14 protein-coding genes and 1 riboswitch are annotated in these 15,441 nt (G+C 61.2%); of the genes, 5 read left to right on the forward strand and 9 right to left on the reverse strand.

What is annotated here, in order from left to right; all coding sequences use genetic code 11:
- Positions 1-6 precede the first annotated feature (6 nt).
- The 4 genes from IB266_RS23605 to ahcY form a co-directional block, all read right to left on the reverse strand.
- Positions 7-786 carry a substrate-binding periplasmic protein gene (locus tag IB266_RS23605; RefSeq protein WP_192262844.1) on the reverse strand — a complete coding sequence of 260 codons (780 nt, stop codon included), beginning with the start codon at positions 784-786 and terminating at the stop codon, positions 7-9.
- A gap of 124 nt (positions 787-910) precedes the next feature.
- Entirely contained in the window at positions 911-1,993 is a 1,083-nt protein-coding gene (locus IB266_RS23610) for a hypothetical protein (RefSeq protein WP_192262692.1), read from the reverse strand.
- A gap of 86 nt (positions 1,994-2,079) precedes the next feature.
- A complete protein-coding gene (gene metF, locus IB266_RS23615; protein WP_060740233.1) occupies positions 2,080-2,925 on the reverse strand; it encodes a methylenetetrahydrofolate reductase [NAD(P)H] in 846 nt (281 codons plus the stop codon).
- A 184-nt stretch (positions 2,926-3,109) separates the two neighbouring features.
- On the reverse strand, positions 3,110-4,519 hold the full coding sequence (gene ahcY, locus IB266_RS23620; protein WP_103311190.1) for an adenosylhomocysteinase: 1,410 nt from the start codon (positions 4,517-4,519) through the stop codon (positions 3,110-3,112).
- Positions 4,520-4,542: 23 nt separating this feature from the next.
- Positions 4,543-4,649: riboswitch (S-adenosyl-L-homocysteine riboswitch) on the reverse strand.
- A gap of 191 nt (positions 4,650-4,840) precedes the next feature.
- Here ahcY and IB266_RS23625 point away from each other — a divergent pair.
- Both IB266_RS23625 and IB266_RS23630 read left to right on the forward strand, forming a co-directional pair.
- On the forward strand, positions 4,841-5,242 hold the full coding sequence (locus IB266_RS23625; protein ID WP_060740235.1) for an acyl-CoA thioesterase: 402 nt from the start codon (positions 4,841-4,843) through the stop codon (positions 5,240-5,242).
- Between the two features lie 231 nt (positions 5,243-5,473).
- Positions 5,474-6,355 (forward strand): formate/nitrite transporter family protein, encoded by an 882-nt coding sequence (locus IB266_RS23630; RefSeq protein WP_192262694.1) that lies wholly within the window; start codon positions 5,474-5,476, stop codon positions 6,353-6,355.
- A gap of 38 nt (positions 6,356-6,393) precedes the next feature.
- Here the strand turns inward: IB266_RS23630 and IB266_RS23635 are convergent, their stop codons facing one another.
- The gene (locus IB266_RS23635; protein WP_192262695.1) at positions 6,394-8,340 is read right to left on the reverse strand and encodes a patatin-like phospholipase family protein; all 1,947 of its coding nucleotides are present in this window, start codon (positions 8,338-8,340) and stop codon (positions 6,394-6,396) included.
- Between the two features lie 244 nt (positions 8,341-8,584).
- Positions 8,585-9,745 (reverse strand): MFS transporter, encoded by a 1,161-nt coding sequence (locus tag IB266_RS23640; protein WP_192262696.1) that lies wholly within the window; start codon positions 9,743-9,745, stop codon positions 8,585-8,587.
- 301 nt (positions 9,746-10,046) lie between these two features.
- Between IB266_RS23640 and IB266_RS23645 the strand changes: the two genes are divergently transcribed.
- Positions 10,047-10,880: an EamA family transporter gene (locus tag IB266_RS23645; RefSeq protein WP_192262697.1), complete on the forward strand. Its 834-nt coding sequence runs from the start codon at positions 10,047-10,049 to the stop codon at positions 10,878-10,880.
- A 49-nt stretch (positions 10,881-10,929) separates the two neighbouring features.
- Positions 10,930-11,313, forward strand: coding sequence for an MAPEG family protein (locus IB266_RS23650; protein WP_060740239.1), 384 nt, complete (start codon positions 10,930-10,932; stop codon positions 11,311-11,313).
- Positions 11,314-11,467: 154 nt separating this feature from the next.
- Here IB266_RS23650 and IB266_RS23655 read toward each other — a convergent pair whose 3' ends face one another.
- Positions 11,468-12,655, reverse strand: a complete 1,188-nt coding sequence (locus IB266_RS23655; RefSeq protein ID WP_192262698.1) for a murein transglycosylase A — start codon at positions 12,653-12,655, stop codon at positions 11,468-11,470.
- Positions 12,656-12,780: 125 nt separating this feature from the next.
- Between IB266_RS23655 and IB266_RS23660 the strand changes: the two genes are divergently transcribed.
- Positions 12,781-13,230 carry a c-type cytochrome gene (locus IB266_RS23660; RefSeq protein ID WP_092474620.1) on the forward strand — a complete coding sequence of 150 codons (450 nt, stop codon included), beginning with the start codon at positions 12,781-12,783 and terminating at the stop codon, positions 13,228-13,230.
- 48 nt (positions 13,231-13,278) lie between these two features.
- Here the strand turns inward: IB266_RS23660 and IB266_RS23665 are convergent, their stop codons facing one another.
- Together IB266_RS23665 and ligB are read right to left on the reverse strand one after the other, a co-directional pair.
- Positions 13,279-13,674 (reverse strand): DUF1090 domain-containing protein, encoded by a 396-nt coding sequence (locus IB266_RS23665; protein ID WP_060740242.1) that lies wholly within the window; start codon positions 13,672-13,674, stop codon positions 13,279-13,281.
- A 90-nt stretch (positions 13,675-13,764) separates the two neighbouring features.
- On the reverse strand, positions 13,765-15,438 hold the full coding sequence (gene ligB / locus IB266_RS23670) for an NAD-dependent DNA ligase LigB (RefSeq protein WP_192262699.1): 1,674 nt from the start codon (positions 15,436-15,438) through the stop codon (positions 13,765-13,767).
- Between the last annotated feature and the right edge of the window lie 3 nt (positions 15,439-15,441).

Below are 15,441 nucleotides of genomic sequence, written 5' to 3' on the forward strand. Positions count from 1 at the left end.
AACGGTTTATTTCAGCTCTGGTCCAGCGGGTGAGGTGGCCTTGGTCATGGCGCCTGCACCGTAGCGGGCGCTCAGTTCGGCATAGGCCGGTTCGCGCTTGAAACGCTTGAGTTCGGCACTGAAGCGTTGCACCAGCAAATCCATCCCGGCATTGCGTCGCACCGCCAGGTATTGGCTTTGACGGCTCACCACCACTGGGTTTTCGGTGATCTGGTCGCCCAACTGCATTTGTTCGAGCACATGTCGGCCGACCCTGCGGTCGGTGATGAGCAGGTCGATCCGTCCCAGTTGCAACTTGCCGAAATTGGCTTCGTGGGTGGGCGCCGCTTCACGTTTGAACAGGGTCGACTCACTGAAGGCCTGGCTGTACAGGTAACCGGGCGAGGTGCCGACGGTCAGGCCGCCCAGGTCGTCGAGCGTGCGAAACGGATGGGGGCGGGCGTTGGCGTAGAACATCACGAATTCCACGTCCGACAGTGGTTCGCTGGGGTAAAGCAACAGGGCATCGCGCTCATCGCTGTGGAAAATGTCCAGCGCACCGTCCGCCAACCCTTGTTCCAGCATCGCCAGGCACCGCTTCCAGGGCAGGAATTGCCATTCCACGTCGATGCCCAGGCGCTTGAACACAATGGCCGTGGTTTCGTAGTCCAGGCCGAGCATCTTGCCGTTCTCTTCGTAGACATAAGGCGCCCAGGGTTCGGTGACAATGCGCAACTTTTCGGCCTGGGCGGTGACGCTCAGGCACAAGAGAAGAAGGGTGGTCAGCAACTGGGCAATGACGGGCATGGGCCTGAGGTTACGACGAGAGCTCATCAAATAGCTAGAGCGCTCTGGCCTGTGCCCTGGTGGCCTGTTTGGTGAGTGAGTCAACTTCTGCGAATTTGAACTGACGAACTCACCACACAGGCCACTAGTTGCCTTTTGCCTGCATCAGGTGCGCATAGATGGCTTCGCGGCGCTCACCCAGTACGAGGCGAATCAGCGGATGATCGAGCCAACGTTTGAGCTCATGGTCCTGCAGCGATTTTTCCAGGCGATGTTCGACGTTCTCCAGGGCTTTTTCCCACCAGACCGGGGCACAGGCCTGGTCGAACTCGTTGGTATGGCGGTAGCAGCCATAGAGAATCTCGCGCATGAACTGGCGTTTATGGCTGGGCAGCCCCAGGGTGATGAATTTGTAGGCCAGGCGTTGGAGGGTCGGCGGCCGAGGCAGGGTGGCGGTGACTTGGCCGGTTTCATCCAGGGCCTGGTGGCAAGTCGGTGCGGCACCGTGTTTGTCGAGCCAGGCTTTGGTCTTGGCGCGGAACAGCTGTTTGCGGCTCCAATAGTGGTGGATCAGGTCCGGACACTCGCGCACCTGCACCGAGCGATAGGCCGCTACCGAAAGGCAGAATTCTTCCAGCGTGTAGGCACCCTTCGCCAATGGATACAGCTCATCCATCAGGGCGATCGAGCGATCCAGGACTGACGCATCGACGCAGTTGAGACCAATGACCCCGGAGTTCAACAAGGGCATGTCGTCGTCCGCCAGCTGCCGCTGGCGCAGTGTGTCGGCCAGTGTCAGGTAAAGCCCGGCGTCCTTGTTGGCGCCATACGTCAGGCCGAAGGCATTGCACAGCAACGTACCAGGCTGGACGCGGCGAAACAGTTCGAGGGGGGAGCAATGGAAAAAAGTGTCGGTGTCGATCAGCAGCGCCACTTCGGCTTCTTCGAGCACCTTCTGCATTACCACGTGCTTGGCACGGAAGTGATACCCGTGGGGTTCGATCCAGGCCTGGCGGGTTTCATTGTCCAGTGGGCGCAAACGCACCGGCAGCCCTGCGTACGGTGCGGGATTGTCGGTGAACACCTGGATATCCAAGGCTTCGTCCGGTGTCTTGCGCAGGCCGGCCAACGCGCTGGCGATGCTGAACAACGCTTCCTGGTGATAGGTTTCGGCCCCGTAGACCAGATAAATGAGTTGTGGGGTCGTTAACCTGTGACCGTTGGGCATCTACTGCGATCCTCCAGATGTCTGTGCCTAAAAAAAAAGGCCTTGGTTTTCGCCAAGGCCTCTTTGTACCACCGCATTAAGTCAATTCAGCGCGGCAGCTTGAGGTTGTTCCATACCGCGAGGCTGGGCTCGGCCTGGTTAAGGGTATAGAAATGCAGCCCCGGTGCACCGCCCTGCAACAAACGCTCACACATTTGTGTGATGACTTCCTCGCCGAAGCTTTGGATGCTTGAGGAGTCATCGCCATACGCTTCCAGTTGTTTGCGGATCCAGCGTGGGATTTCTGCACCGCATGCGTCGGAGAAGCGCGCCAGCTTGCTGTAGTTGGTGATCGGCATGATTCCCGGCACGACAGGAATGTCGACGCCCAGCTTGCGGATACGTTCGACGAAGTAGAAATAACTGTCGGCGTTGAAGAAGTACTGGGTGATGGCGCTGTTGGCGCCAGCATTGGCTTTACGCACGAAATTGCGCAGATCGTCTTCGAAGTTGCGCGCTTGCGGGTGCATTTCCGGATACGCAGCCACTTCGACGTGGAAGTGTTCGCCGGTTTCCTCGCGAATGAAGCTCACCAGTTCGTTGGCGTGGCGCAGCTCACCGCTGGCCATGCCCATGCCCGACGGCAGGTCGCCGCGCAGGGCAACGATGCGCTTGATGCCGGCGGCCTTGTACTGGGCCAACAGGCTGCGCAGGTCGTCCTTGCTGTCGCCGACGCAGGACAGGTGAGGGGCTGCGGGAACTTTGACTTCGCTTTCGAGCTGCAACACGGTGTTCAGGGTGCGATCACGGGTCGAACCACCGGCGCCATAGGTGCAGGAGAAGAAGTCGGGGTTGTAGCTGGCCAACTGGCGGGCAGTGGCGATCAGTTTTTCATGCCCAGCATCGGTCTTCGTCGGGAAGAACTCGAAGCTGTAGCGACGGTCTTGGGACATGGTCATATCCTTGGAAACTCGTAGGCCGGTGAGGCTTGCATATCCCTGGTGGGGGCGGGCTTATGTGGGAGCAAGCTTGCTCGCGATTGCCATCGCCTCGGTACGGCAGTTGGGCCGAGGTGTCTGCATCGCGAGCAAGCTCGCTCCCACAAAAAAGCCTGCTCCCGTGGGGGAGCGGCGCCGATCAGTAGCGGTAAGCGTGCGGCTTGAACGGGCCTTCGACGGTGACGCCGATGTAGTCAGCCTGTTGCTTGGTCAGCTTGGTGACCACGCCGCCGAAACCGCGGACCATTTCCAGGGCCACTTCTTCGTCGAGTTTCTTGGGCAGTACTTCCACGGTCAGGCGCTCGGCTTTCTGGGCCGGCGACAGGTCGGCGTATTTCTGGCCGAACAGGAAGATCTGGGCCAGGACCTGGTTGGCGAACGAACCGTCCATGATGCGGCTTGGGTGACCGGTGGCGTTGCCCAGGTTAACCAGGCGGCCTTCGGCCAGCAGGATCAGGTAGTCGTCGTTCTGTGGGTCGAAGCTGCCGGTGCCGGTGCGGTGCACCTTGTGGACCTGTGGCTTCACTTCTTCCCATGCCCAGTTCTTGCGCATGAAAGCGGTGTCGATTTCGTTGTCGAAGTGACCGATGTTGCAGACCACGGCGCGCTTCTTCAGGGCCTTGAGCATGTTGGCATCGCAGACATTGACGTTGCCGGTGGTGGTCACGATCAGGTCGATCTTGCCCAGCAGCGCCTTGTCGATGCTGGCCTCGGTGCCGTCGTTGATCCCGTCGATGAACGGCGAAACCAGCTCGAAACCGTCCATGCAAGCCTGCATGGCGCAGATCGGGTCGACTTCGGACACCTTGACGATCATGCCTTCCTGACGCAGGGACTGGGAAGAACCCTTGCCCACGTCACCGTAGCCGATCACCAGCGCCTGCTTGCCCGACAGCAGGTGGTCGGTACCGCGCTTGATGGCGTCGTTGAGGCTGTGACGGCAGCCGTACTTGTTGTCGTTCTTGCTCTTGGTCACCGAGTCGTTGACGTTGATGGCCGGGATCTTCAGTTCGCCCTTGGCCAGCATGTCCAGCAGGCGGTGTACGCCGGTGGTGGTTTCCTCGGTCACGCCGTGGACGTTTTCCAGCACGGATGCGTATTTCTTGTGCAGCAGCTCGGTCAGGTCGCCGCCGTCGTCGAGGATCATGTTGGTGTCCCATGGCTGGCCATCCTTGAGGATGGTCTGTTCCAGGCACCACTCGTACTCTTGCTCGGTCTCGCCTTTCCAGGCGAATACCGGGATACCGGCGGCGGCGATGGCGGCAGCGGCCTGGTCCTGGGTCGAGAAGATGTTGCAGGACGACCAGCGCACTTCGGCACCCAGGGCAACCAGGGTTTCGATCAGCACGGCGGTCTGGATGGTCATGTGGATGCAGCCGAGGATTTTTGCGCCTTTCAATGGCTGTTCGCCAGAGTACTTGCGACGCAGACCCATCAGGGCTGGCATTTCGGATTCGGCGATGATGATTTCGCGACGGCCCCAGGCAGCCAGGGACATGTCGGCGACTTTGTAATCGGTAAAAGCTGCAGGCGTGATAACAGCGCTCATGAAGAGCCTCCATTCGTAATGTATGCGAATGGGCGCCGTTGTGCGTTTAGTGTCCGTGCGGGCAGGCCCGTACAAACAACGCCCCATCCGAGCCTGACAGGTCGAGCCTGCTGCAGCGCCCCTCGGACAGGTGGCGGGAACGGTCCAACGGGTGGACCGGGTAAAGCGGGGGCGATTATAACGGGCTAATCGGATCTTCCAAAAGGGTTTCTGTCGGCAAATCGAAATTGCCGATGATCGTCATAGGGCCCGCGACCTAGAGCCTGACCGCCCGGTCTGCCATGATGCGGCTATTCAACGGCCAGACGCTCAGGAGTGATCATGAATTTCCACACCCGCAAATGGGTCAAGCCCGAAGACCTCAACCCCAACGGCACGCTGTTCGGCGGCAGCCTGTTGCGCTGGATCGACGAGGAGGCGGCGATCTACGCCATTGTCCAGTTGGGCAACCAGCGCGTGGTCACCAAGTACATCTCGGAAATCAATTTCGTCAGCGCTTCGCGCCAGGGCGACATCATCGAGCTGGGCATCACCGCCACCGAGTTTGGCCGCACCTCCATCACCCTGACCTGCGAGGTGCGCAACAAGATCACCCGCAAGAGCATCCTGACCGTGGAGAAGATGGTCTTCGTCAACCTCGGCGAAGACGGCTTGCCCGCGCCTCATGGGCGGACCGAGATCACGTACGTCAAGGATCAGTTCAAGGAGGATGTCGTCGGGTGAGATCGGCGGCGTTGTCATCGCGAGCAAGCTCGCTCCCACAAGGGGTCTGCGGTGAGGACTCCCCTGTGGGAGCGAGCTTGCTCGCGATGACGATTGCACATTCAACACCGATGCAAACCGACCCACCGCTATCGCGAGCAAGCTCGCTCCCACATTTGTGTTTGGGGTGCCACTGAACAGCTCTGAACGCCGCGTGTCGTAGGTACATCACGCCACCGGTTCAGGAGCTGTATGGACACCCACAAAGACGGCAAGACCCCTGACCTTTCGGCTCAGGAGCAGCACGAAGTCGACCGTAACCAGCCGCCACGGGCGGCCGTGTTGCATGAAATCATCCGCACCCAGGGCAATCTGGAGCTGGAACGCAGTATCGCCGCGCTCTGGTGGTCGGCCCTGGCGGCGGGACTGACCATGGGGTTGTCGCTGATGGCGATGGGCTTGCTCAGCTCCCGGCTGCCGGACCACGAGGGCTTCAAGGTGATCGCCAGTTTCGGTTACTGCGCCGGCTTTCTCGCGGTGATCCTGGCCCGTCAGCAGCTGTTCACCGAAAACACCCTGACCGCCGTGCTGCCGATCATGAGCAAACCCACGCTGGGCAACTTCGGTCGGTTGTTGCGGCTGTGGGGGGTGGTGCTGGTGGGCAACCTGTGCGGCACCTTGCTGGTGGCCTACGTGATGCTGCACCTGCCCATTTTCGACCCGCGCACCGACCAGGCTTTCCTGGAAATCGGCCGCAAGGTCATGGAGAACGACACCGGCCAGATGTTCGCCAAGGGCATCATTTCCGGCTGGATGATCGCCACCATGGTCTGGATGATCCCGTCCATGGAAAGCGCCAAGATGTGGATCATCATTCTGATTACTTACCTGATGGCGCTGGGGGATTTCACCCACATCGTCGTCGGCTCGGCCGAAGTGTCCTACCTGGTGTTCGCCGGCCAGTTGTCCTGGGAGGACTTCTGGATGGTGTTCGCCGGGCCGACGCTGGCCGGCAACATCGTCGGCGGTAGCTTCATCTTCGCTTTGATCAGCCATGCACAGATCCGCAGCGAAGTCGGCCTGCCCAACGATAAACGCCCAGATAAGCCTGCGCGGCGCAGTGATTCGGAGTAGGCGGGAACCTGATCCCTGGCTCCCGGCGTGAGCGGCGGTTATTTGAATTGCATGTTGCGCAGTGTCTGGCGGGTTGTCGACTCTGGATCGAGCATCCCCGTGTAGCGCGACCTGTAGTTGGCGATGACCCGTTCGAGTGAATTGTTGAACGCGATCTTCTGTTCCAGTGAGTTTTTGAAGGCCTTTGGATCTTGCACGTCCTGCAGGTCCCGGATGACCCCTTTTATCAGCTTGATGTTCGCATCGGGCTGGCCGCCGATAAAGCGTGCGGGATTCAGCACGTTTTGCACGACGTTATGGATGCGCGTGGCAATGTCGTGCAGGTGCATTTGCTCGACGGCGTGACGGGTCACCTCGGAAATGGCGCCGGTCGCGCCGCTGTCCCACTCGGCGGCAGCCTGCAGGAACTGCATGAAGTCCGGGTCATTGCCGTGGTTGAGGCGTTTTGCCAACCAATCCAGCTTGCCGGGCTGGTCCGCAAGCTGGTCGAGGGCCCAGATGGCCCTGTGCATTTGTGAAGTGGGTTCAAGCTTGGAGGATGTTTCGTTGGCCGCCTGGATCGCTTCCTTCAATTGCGTCAACGCCAGTAGTGCGTGGCGCCTGAAGGCGATTACCTCGGCGCAGGCTTCGTCGCCTTCCAGTTCTATGCTCAGCGGCTCGAAGTCCTTGTCGCTCAACGCCAGCAGGGCGTCCTCGACCGAGGCAAACGAAAAGGTCTGCTGCGTGGCGTTGCGCTCGTCCACGTGGGTTTGAACAGCCTTGCGCAGTTCTTCCTGGAGATGGTTCTTGGTCTCCTTGGACATGCTGAAGTTGATCGTTCCGCTCACCAAGCCAGAGTAATTGCCTTTATCGGTTATCAGCGGCACGACGACGGTCTTGTCGGCAAAGGGCTTCAGTTGTTCGGCATTCCATGCAGAGCTGGCTGTGTGGGGAGCCTTGAGCACCCGATCGATCAGGGCCGAGATGCCCGTGCCTCGCGGGCTTTCCTGGGCCGACTCTTGAGCCTCGAATACCAGAATCAACGGCTCGCCGTCCGGAATCGGGCTCATGGAGGTGGCCGGGTTGTAGATGGCAGGTACCGGTGTGTTGTTCAGGATGCCGCCATCGGCAAATGCCGTGGTGGCGCCCATCGGTTGGAACGGCTGTCCTTGCAGGGTCGGCTGGCTGAACACCACCGGCAGCGATGCGGAGATATGCGCAGCCACGGCAATGTCCATATCGGGGGTCAGGTCCGCGCTGAAGACCACCAATTGCGTGCCTTCCTCGAACATGGCGGTGCCGGTGATTTCCACGGATTTGATTTGCGGGACCTCTTTGCTCAGGACGGCCAGGTCGGCAAAAGTGACGTATTGGTTCCTTTCCACATTGGCAACGGCTTGTTGCGCGTCTTCGGAAAGAGGCTCCGGGTGTTCTTTGCAACGCTGCAACAGCGACGTGCAAGCCTCTTCCCTGATCAGTTTCTCCAGTGGCATCCCTTTGGAGCCCAGGCGTGGCAGCAAATCACACAACAGTTGCGCCAGCGGGAGTTTTTCCAGTTTCTCGCCCAGCTTCGACAATCCGTTCTGGATTTTTTGAACAGTAGCGTTGGTGCTGTCGAGCAAGGAAATGAGAGGGATATCGTCAGAAATCCTATCGAAGCCGGCATGATTCATGCCGCTGGCGAGCAACGCTGCCGATATGGCCCCCGCAGAGGAGCCTGAAATCGTTCTGATATTGTCCATGATGCCGTTGGTTTCGAGCGTATCGACGAAGCCGGAATACGCCACCCCCTTGGCGCCACCGCCACTGAGTACCAATTCTGTGATGGGAGGCCGATTGATACTGACCTGAGCGCTACCGTCTTCATTTCGAACGAGGGTGATCGACCGGTCTGTCGCGCCGCATGCCAGTTGTTGGGGGCGTTCAGGGATGGCTTGTTTGGCGAACTGGCCTACGTTTTCAAAAGACGAGTGAAGGGAAGGGGCGTGTTGCGAGATTGCTAGCATTCTGGTTCGTTCCGTGTGCCCGGGAGGGAGGGGGCCGAACTGTAAGCAAGATCTGAAGGCTAATTGCGTTGCGACTCAATTGGACAAATATCCGCCGGCTGCGAACGGCAATCGGCGGATCTCAATGAAAGCCCTCTGGAACAAGACTTCTGGAGGGTGGGTAAAACAGCTCGCAGGGATGGGGGCAAAGTCTTACTGAAGGCGTCGCCCATTCGCTCACGGGCAGGGCATATTTCTCAGGCCCTCAAACAGCGACTGCCGCCAAGCGTCGTTGTCGCTGAATAAAGAACAAGGCGGTCAATACCGTGAGGCCGCCGACCGCTGCTCCGGTCCAGGGTAGATCCGCCAGGTCGGCACCGCTGGCCACCACCAACCCACCCATCCAGGCCCCGGCGGCGTTGCCCAGGTTGAATGCGCTCTGGTTGAGTGTGGAGCCGAGGTTCGGTGCTTCGTGGGCCTGGTCGATGATCAGCAATTGCAGGATCGGGCACAGGGCGAAGGCGAAGATGCCCCACAGCACCAGGGTGATTGCCGCCGGGATCACCGACCGGCTGGTCTGGCTGAACGCGGCCAATACCAGCACCACGGCCAGGGCCATGCCGACGAGCGAAGGCAGCAGGCGCCGGTCCGCCAGGCGTCCACCGAGGAAGCTGCCGGCCGTCAGGCCGACGCCGAACAACAGCAGCATGACGGTGATGCCGTGGGGGCTGACACCGGTGATGTCCTGCAGGATCGGCGCGATGTAGGTGAATACGCTGAACAGACTGGTTGAGGCCAGTACGCTCATGCCCAGGGCGAGCAACACGTTGACCTTGCCCAGGACCTTGAACTCACTGGCCAGGTTGGCTTTGTCCATGGGGATTTCCTTGGGCAGCCAGACCCATTGGGCAATGGCCGCGATCACGCCGATGATCGAGACCGCCCAGAAAGTCGAGCGCCAGCCGGCGTATTGACCCAGGGCCGTGCCCAACGGGACGCCCAGCACGTTGGCCAGGGTCAGGCCGGTGAACATCATGGCAATCGCCTGGGCCCGCTTGTTCGGCGCCACCAGTCCGGCGGCCACCACCGAGCCGATGCCGAAGAACGCCCCGTGGCACAGCGCCGTGATCACCCGGGCAGCCATCAGCGTGGTGTAGTTCGGCGCCAGGGCGCAGAGCACATTGCCGAGAATGAACATCAGGGTCATGCCCAACAGCGTGGCCTTGCGCGGCATGTTGGCGGTGCCGATCGCCAGGATCGGCGCGCCGAACACCACGCCCAGGGCGTAGCCGGTGATCAGCAGCCCGGCCTGGGGAATGCTCACGGCCAGGTCCCGGGCGACATCGGGCAACAGCCCCATGATGACGAATTCAGTCGTGCCGATGCCAAAAGCGGCAACGGCCAAAGCAAGCAAGGCGAGTGGCATGCGCAGGGTCTCTGTCTGTAGTCTTGACGCTCTGATCAGGCATACGCATGCCGGCGCCCGGTTCTAGTGAACTTGGCAGCAGCAGAATTATTGGAATTGGCTTATGCGCAACTGAGTGCGGCGTGGTCGGCTTGAAGTATAAACGATCGCGAATCAATTCATGAGCCCCGCTGATCGTAGGAGCTGTCGAGTGAAACGAGGCTGCGATCTTTCCACTGACAATTGAGTCTGGCGTGAAAGATCAAAAGATCGCAGCCTTCGGCAGCTCCTACGGGCGGAGGGAGAAGACAAGGAGCGTGCCGTGCTTGCGACGGCCTTGGTGTTGGTAGCGGCGCTGTTGCATGCGGCGTGGAATACGCTGATCAAATTCAGTGGCGAGCGTTTGCTGGTGGTGGCGTGCATGGACAGCGTCGCCCTGCTGTTCGTCGCGTTGACCCTGGGTTTCGTGGCATTGCCGCCGTTGGAGATCTGGCCGTGGATCCTGGCGTCGGCGGCGTTCGAGCTGTTGTACCGCTATTTGCTGATCCAGGCTTATCGGGTCGGTGACCTGGGGTTGGTCTATCCACTGATGCGTGGCCTGTCGCCGCTGGTGGTGCTGGCCCTGACGTTTATTTTCGCCGGTGAAGCGCTGACGACCCAGCAGGTCATCGGTATTTTGCTGATCCCGCTCGGCATGCTTTGCCTGTTGTGGCAGGGCGGTGGCGGCGACCGGCTGCCCTGGTCGATGCTGCCAGTGGTGGCGCTGATCGGCCTGTGCATCGGTTGCTACACCTTCATCGATGGCCATGCCCTGCGGCGTTGGTCCCATCCGCTGGATTACCTGGTCTGGGTCACGCTGCTCAGCGCCTGGCCCTTCCCCTTGCTGGCGTTGGTGAGCAAACGACCGGCGTTCATGCGGTTCTGGCACGAACAGTGGCGGCTGGGGTTGGCGGTCGGATTCTGCGTATTGTTCAGCTACGCTCTGGTGCTATGGGCCATGCAACTGGGTTCGATCGCCGAAGCGGCGGCACTGCGGGAGATCAGCGTGATCCTGGTGGTGCTGTTTGGCATGCGCTACCTGAAAGAACCTTTTGGCCGGCCGCGGCTCTTAGCTTGCGGGCTGGTGCTGATTGGCATGTTGGTGATGAAAGCCTGAGCGGCGCCTGACGCTCGACTCTCTATAAAACTCAAAAAGGAAGTGCGGTATGACGGTTGCCCTGTGGTGTGTGTTGATTGCTTTTCTCCTGCCTTACCTGTGTATCGGGATCGCCAAGGCCGGTGGGAAATACCGGTTGCAGGATAATCACGATCCCCGGGACTTTCTCGATTCACTCGAAGGCGCTCCCCGGCGCGCCTACGCGGCGCAACTGAACAGCTTTGAAATCAGCCCGTTTTTCGCCGCCGCCGTGATCGTTGCCCACCTGGCCGGCAACGCCGAACTGGTCACCATCAACGTGCTGGCGGTGCTGTTCATCACCAGTCGCCTGCTCTACATCATTTGCTATCTGGCGGACTGGGCGATTCTGCGTTCGCTGGTGTGGTTCGTGGGGGTAGGGTTGGTGGCGAGTTTCTTCTTCGTTTCGATTTGAGCCTGGCGGCTGAATCGTCGGCGTCTGTACTGGCCTTATCGCGAGCAAGCTCGCTCCCACATTGGATCAAGCCGCACACAAGATATGTGCCCACTGGCGATCGACTGTGGGAGCGAGCTTGCTCGCGATGGGGCCAGTACCATCAATCCATCTCTCAAGGGTTGGCGGTCACCGCATTCGCCACCTGAGGCACTTGCGGCAACGCCATGCCCTTGGGCCAGAGCATCCAGATCTGCCCCTGCTGTTTCATGTCCCCGGCCAGTTGGCCTGCCGCTTCACCCGTGCCCCAGAACAGGTCCGCCCGTACTTCGCCGGTAATCGCACCGCCAGTGTCCTGGGCGGCGACGGGGCGATTCAAGGCGCTGCCGTCGGGGCGAGTGGTGGATAACCACAACAGGCTGCCCAGCGGAATCACCTTGCGGTCCACCGCCACGCTGTAGCCGGCGGTCAGGGGTACATTCAGCGAACCGCGCGGGCCTTCGTTGCTGTCGGGGTTGCGGTTGAAGAACACGTAGCTGGGGTTGCTGGCGAGCAATTCGGGAATGCGGTTCGGGTTGGCCTTGGCCCAGGCACTGATGGTGCCCATGGTCACGTCTTCTTTCTTGAGTTCGCCTTGTTCGACCAGCCAGCGTCCGATGGGGCGGTAGGGATGGCCGTTCTGGTCGGCATAGCCGATGCGCAGTTGGCGGCCGTCAGCCAGTTGAATGCGTCCCGAACCCTGGATCTGCAGGAATTGCAGGTTCATGGGATCGGTCAGCCAGGCAATGACCGGCGCCTTCACGCCATTGGTCTCGATGGTGGCCGCGTCGTCGTACGGCTTGAGCACCCGGCCTTCGAGGCGGCCGCGCAGGCGTTTGCCCTTGAGCTCAGGGTAGATGCTGTCCAGCGACACGATGATCATGTCCTCCGGTACACCGTAGACCGGGATATTCGCCGTGGTGGTCTGGGTGAGGCTGCCGGGGTAGACCGGCTCGTAATAGCCGGTAATCAGGCCGTTGGGGCTGTTGTCCCCCGAGCGCAGGCCATAGACGTCCAGGTTCTGTTTCAGGAAGTTGCGTACATCCTGTGGGGTTTGCGGCACGTTGGCCGCTGCCGCACAGGTCGGACCCCAGGTCGCATCGGCCTTGAGCCGGGTACACGCGCTGCGCCAGGAACCGAAACCGGCCAGCAGGTCTGCATCGGACACCGCCGGCAGCGCCTCCCAGGGGGCGCTGACATAGGTGGCGAGGGCGTGGGTCTGAGGTTCTTCGACCTTTTCGCCGCGGTTACAACCGGCCAACAGTGCCATCAGCGGTAGGGTCAATGCCAGGCCTTTGTGCCAGGGCTTGATGCGGCTGTTCATGAAGATTTCCTTTGCAGCCATTCGGGCGCTGTCAGGCGCTCGAACAACCCGTATTGTTGATAGGGCCATTGGTCTTTACCGATGACCCGAGGATACTAACCGCCGTTTCCTGCCCCGAGGCCAAGATGTTTGTAAAACGATTTTCCATGGCCGTGCTGGCCTGCCTGATGTTGTCCGCCTGTGGCGGCGTCGATCCCAATTCTCCCCTGGGCCAGCGCAAGACCATCTTCAAGCAGATGCTCAAGACCAACGAAGAGCTGGGCGGCATGTTGCGCGGCCGAGTCCCGTTTGACGGCGCACGTTTCGCCGAGGGCGCGGCGCAACTGGACCAATTGTCCCATGAGCCGTGGAAGCACTTCCCGCAAGTGCGCGAGCAAGACCACACCAGCGCCCGGGATGACGTCTGGCAAAAACAGGCACGCTTCCAGGAACTGGCTCGCAGCCTTGAAGCGGCCACCGGTGAGTTGGTGACCGCCAGCAAAGTCCAGCCTTACAGGGCCAGTTACCTGGGGCCGGCGGTGCAGAAGGTCGAAGATGCGTGCAGTGCCTGTCATAAAGAGTTTCGGGATTATTGACATGCCTTGAAGGATCGCAGGCTTCGCCAGCGCCTACAGATCGGATGTTCACTTATCCAACTCATCCACCGCTTCCTGCAACTCCTTGCGGGAGGTTGCCAGCTTGTCCTTGCGTTTGTTGATCCGCTCGGCGTCGCCTTTCTTCATGGCCTTTTCCAGGTCGGCCTGACGCCGGCTGACCTCGTGCTTGGCATCGAGTACCTTGTTTTCACGCTCCTTGCGCAAGGATGCATCGGTGCAATGGGTGGTGACTTCACTCAATGCGGTTTCCAGGCCTGCCTGCTGGTCCTGGTTGCCACGGGACTTGGCCAGTTCGATCTGGTTGATGATGCCCTGGCGCTTGGCCGCGCAGCCGGTGAGTTCCGGGGTTTGCTCGTCCGCCAGCAAAGGGGCGGCCATGGCGCTGCATAAGACCAGCAGGGCAACGGGGGACAGAAAATTCATAGCAACTCCGTAAAAAATCGCGAGCGGTCGGTACAGATGCGCTGTTGGAACGCATGTTCGCCCCTTGGGTTCAACCGCACGGGGGCCGGATTAAAAACCGTCGACCCCGGCGGAGCGTAATACGTCACTCAAGGCCAGCACCTGCGGGTCGCGAAAAAAGGCGCTCAATTGCGCGGCGCGTCCCGCTCCGATGCCGACTTCGGCTTGCCATTGTTCGGTGCTGCGCTCGGCCAGCGCCTGCCACGGCCCGTCCAGCCCGGCCTCACCGATGGGTGGCAGGCCCAAGGCCTTGAGCCATTGCCCGAAAGGGCGTTGCCGGGCGCTGTCGAGGCTGGCGAGCAGGCGCGCGCTAGTGCGTTCGCCGAAGCCGTCAATGTTAGCAAGCTCGGCGGCATCGAGGGTCAACCAATCCAACAATCCGTGGAGTCGACCGGCAGCCAGGAGTTTTTCCCAGGTGCCGGGGCCGACATGGGCCAGGGCGAGCCCGTGCTTGCCGCTGAGCCAGTTCAGGCGTGCGAGGAATTGGCTTTCACAGCCGGGCGTCGCTTGCCAGCAACTCAAGAAGTGGTGATCGCTTGCCGTGGGGACATTGACGTCCTGGCGCTCGAGGCTGCGCAGCACCACCTCGTCGAGGCGTGGAATGGTCAGCCCGGCCAGGCTGATGGCAACCCGATCGCCGGGACGGATGTCCATCTCCTCCCAGCGCTTGAGGGAACTGACGCTGACCCGGCGAATCCGCCGGTCGTCGAGCAGGGTCGGTTCAAGTTCCAACACAGGGGTGATGCGCCCGGTACGCCCGACCTTGAAGCGCACCTTGCGCACTTCGGCCAGGGCCTGGGCATACGGGTATTTCCAGGCCACGCTCCAGAACGGCGTCCTGGCCTGCCAACGGTCGGCGGGTGGGCGGCGGCTCTGGCGCAGGACGATCCCGTCGCTGGCGAAGGGCAGCGGCGTGCGGTACCAGTGGTCGCGCCACCGCTGGGCATCCCTCAGTGTCCGGACAGGTTGGTTGTAGTCGCGGGTGTCAGCGAAACCCAGCGCGTTCAGCGCGGCCATCCGCTCTGGCAGGGTGCCGGGCCCTTCAGGCCAGTCCCAGACGAACAGGCCGATGGAGGATGCCTCCTGCGCTGTCAAATTGTTGCGCGCCATCAAACCCGCCACGGTTGCGCGGGCGTTCAGGCTGCCGTGGCTGGCTTGGACATGGGCGTCCAGGCGCCAGTACAACTCGCCCTGGACGACCAGGTCCACGGGCTGGCGCAGTCGCTGGGCGATGGCGCCGATCTGGTGCGCACTCGCGGTCCAGTCATGCCCCAGGACGCCATCGCCGCGGCTGATCGCCTGATGCAGGCGACCCGTGCGGTAAACCAGGGAGACCGCCACGCCATCGACTTTCGGTTGCACCCAGACGTCCTCTCGACCGAGCAGCCAGGCCTCCACGGCGTCGGCGTCCTTCAGTTTTTCCAGGCCGGTATGGACGACAGGGTGCCGCACCTTTCCGCCCGCTGAGCGCAGGGGATCGTCGGGCGCCGCGAGATTGAAGCAGCGGCGCCATTGGCCCAGCTGTGTACGGGATTGATCATAAAGCTCATCGGCCACCAGCGACTGGCCGAGGCGGTGGTAACGGTCGTCCCAGGTGTCGATTTGTTGTTGCAGTGCGGCGATCTCCGCCCGGGCCCGTTCAGCGGGCCAGTCGGGACAGGGTGCGGCTAGCGCGGGGAGGGCCATGAATACGAGGCAGGCGAGGGCATAGAGGAACGGTGGCATCGA

It is taken from the genome of Pseudomonas sp. Pdm06, from assembly GCF_014851795.1.
Lineage (GTDB): Bacteria > Pseudomonadota > Gammaproteobacteria > Pseudomonadales > Pseudomonadaceae > Aquipseudomonas > Aquipseudomonas fluorescens_AA.